The organism is Mesorhizobium sp. M7A.F.Ca.CA.002.09.1.1, assembly GCF_003998555.1.
GTDB lineage: Bacteria > Pseudomonadota > Alphaproteobacteria > Rhizobiales > Rhizobiaceae > Mesorhizobium > Mesorhizobium ciceri.
This window is the reverse complement of sequence record NZ_RZRR01000825.1, coordinates 1-2,528: the sequence shown is the minus strand read 5'-3', so window position 1 is coordinate 2,528 and position 2,528 is coordinate 1. Positions and strand designations below refer to the sequence as shown.

Here is a 2,528-nt window from a genome sequence, read left to right as displayed (position 1 = left end):
CGCCACCACCCTGGCCGCCGCCCCGGCCCGCGGAGTTGGTCGCGCCATGTCCGCCAGCACCGTCGGCCATGGCGGGGCTCCAGGCCAGGGGGGCCAGGAGGCAGGTCGCGAGAGCGGTCGAGCGCAGCAGGCTTCGCTTCGAGACGATGGCAATTCCTGTCAAGGCCAAGCTCCCCAGATCAGCACCGACGCAGTCGTGCATGTCCCCGGGCATAGCACCCGAGACCAAGGCCGGATATCGTTGAAACTAGCTATGCCCGCCGCGCCGGGATCGGCCGGTCAGGCCGCGGGCACATGCAAGGCCAGCACGGTTTCGCCGCGCCGCGACCGCGTGTCGAGCGTACCGCCCAGCCGTCCGGCCCGTGCCCGCATCGAGCGCAGGCCGGTGCCCGGGACGGGCGCTTGCGAGGCGGCATCGAAGCCGACGCCATTGTCGTTTATGGCCAGGCTCAGCGTCTCGCCGCGCCGGTGCAGGTCGATGACGACGCGGCTTGCCTGGCTGTGCTTGAGCACGTTGGTCAGGCCTTCCTGCAGGATGCGGACGAGATCGAGGCTTCGCGCGAGCGACAGGTGGCAGTCCTCCAGCCCGGTCAGGTTCCACACGCAATCGATGTCGCGGCTTTCGCATGCCAGCGTGTGGCGGCGGCGCAGCGGCGCGATCCACTCGGCCAGCGACTGGCCGCCCGTCTGGTCGTCGGCGGCGGTGTCGATGATGACCCGCAACTCGTCGCGCAGTTCCTTGAGGACGGACAGGAAGCGATCGGCCGGCAGGTTCTGCGGCGCATGCTCCAGCATGGCGATCGAATTGACCAGGGTGCCGCCCATGCCATCGTGCAGATTGTGGGAAAGGGAGACGCGCTCGGCCAGCCTGGTGTTGGCCAGGGTGACCTCATGCTGCTGATGCAGCGTGAGGGCGAGTTCTTCCCTGGCGGTTTCGATCTTGGCCGTGAGCTCATCGTTGAACCCCTCGATGCGGCGCATGTTGGCGACGAAGTTCCAGGCCAGCACCAGCGCCATGCCGACCATCTGAAAGTGGGATGTCAGCGTGACGTAGTAGACATTGCCAAGAAGGATGCCGAGATAGGTCATCAGGTCATGCAGGATGGCCACGATGGTGAGCGCGTTGACGATGTGAAGGACGATGTGGTCCAGCCGATTGCTGCGCCAGGTCAGGCCGATCGACAGGAAACAGGCGCCGATGTAAAGCAGCGACCAGAACAAGGCCAGCAGGTTGAGCATCGGGCCGAGTTGGGAATGCGGTGTGGCAAACAGGGCCGCGGCGCCGATCGCCAGCGCGGCCCACAGCACGGCTTCCCCCCTGGGAAAGCGGCGCTCGGCAAAGCGGATGACAAACAGCACGAAGGCGGCGGCCATGACCATGAAGGAGAGCATGATAAAACGCTGCCAGGTGTCGGTCGCCGCGAACGGCCAGGGGCTCGTCACCACGAAATTGAGCGAATAGCAAAACCACGCAATCGTCATCAGGGCGAACCAGCCATAGGCCTTCAAGCTTCGGCGCAGCAGCCAGACGACGAAGAAGAAGGTGCCAAGCGCCGCGGTGACGCCGAGATAGAAGACCGGCAGTTCGCGGCGAATCCAGAATTGCTGGACAAAATGGGCACGCGTCGCCGAAGGCGGGCCGATCAGGACCGGACCAAGGCCTGGCTGGTACGGCGCTAGGCCCGAGACCCTGATCAGCAGCGTGTTGGTGCCGGCATGCAGGACCGGGGAAGCGAGCTGCCAGTAGCGGGGCACGTTCCATGAGCGCGTCAACGGCTCGACGAGGAATTCGTCGCGGCCGAGTTCCGCGGCGTTGACAGAGATCGATCCGGCCAGTGTCCAGTAGTTCAGCGCGAGGCCTAGCGGCTCGGCCGCGTCGGGCCTGTCGAAGGTGAGGCGATACCAGACCACGCCGTCGAAACCGGGCCAGCGCGTCGCCCAGTCATCGGGCAAGGTCACGCTGGTCCAGCCGGCGGCCGGCGGCGCGGCGGCGTCCCAGCCGGATCGAACGGCCTCGATCGTCTTGAACGGCACGGCCCCGTCGGCGCCGAGGGCGATGCCGCCCGGCGCGAGGAGCAGGAATATCAGGGCAAGAAGCCTTGCGACCGCGCCTCGAAAATCGCTTCCGTCCGGGATTTGACCGACAGCTTCTTGTAGATGTTGCGAATGTGGCATTCGACCGTGAACCTGGAAAGGGAAAGGACCCCCGAAATCTCTCGATTGGTAAGCCCCTTGGCAACGAGGTTGAGGATCTCGACCTCGCGCGGCGTCAAGGGAGGCGGCGGCGCAAGCGCGGGCTTGCCGCGCCCCGGCCTGTCGGTGGAGGAACGGGCGCGCCCGGATGACGCCGGCGCCGACACCAGTTCCAGGATGCGCCGGGCGATGAAGGGATCGATCGGCGCGCCGCCGCGAATGGTGCTGCGGATCGAAAGTGACAGCTCGACGTCGTCGCGCTCCTTCAAGAGATAGCCGGTCGCTCCGGCACGCAGGGCTTCGAGGATGGTGTTTTCGTTGCTCCAGGCCGAGAT

The 2,528-nt window shown here is 66.1% G+C and carries 2 protein-coding genes; both read right to left on the bottom strand.

Annotation, left to right across the window (positions count from 1 at the left end):
• Positions 1-279 precede the first annotated feature (279 nt).
• Positions 280-2,034, bottom strand: a complete 1,755-nt coding sequence (locus EN994_RS26865; RefSeq protein WP_158515801.1) for a 7TM diverse intracellular signaling domain-containing protein — start codon at positions 2,032-2,034, stop codon at positions 280-282.
• 50 nt (positions 2,035-2,084) lie between these two features.
• Positions 2,085-2,528 (bottom strand): response regulator transcription factor (locus EN994_RS26860; protein WP_164746226.1); only part of this gene is annotated, 444 nt, incomplete at its 5' end.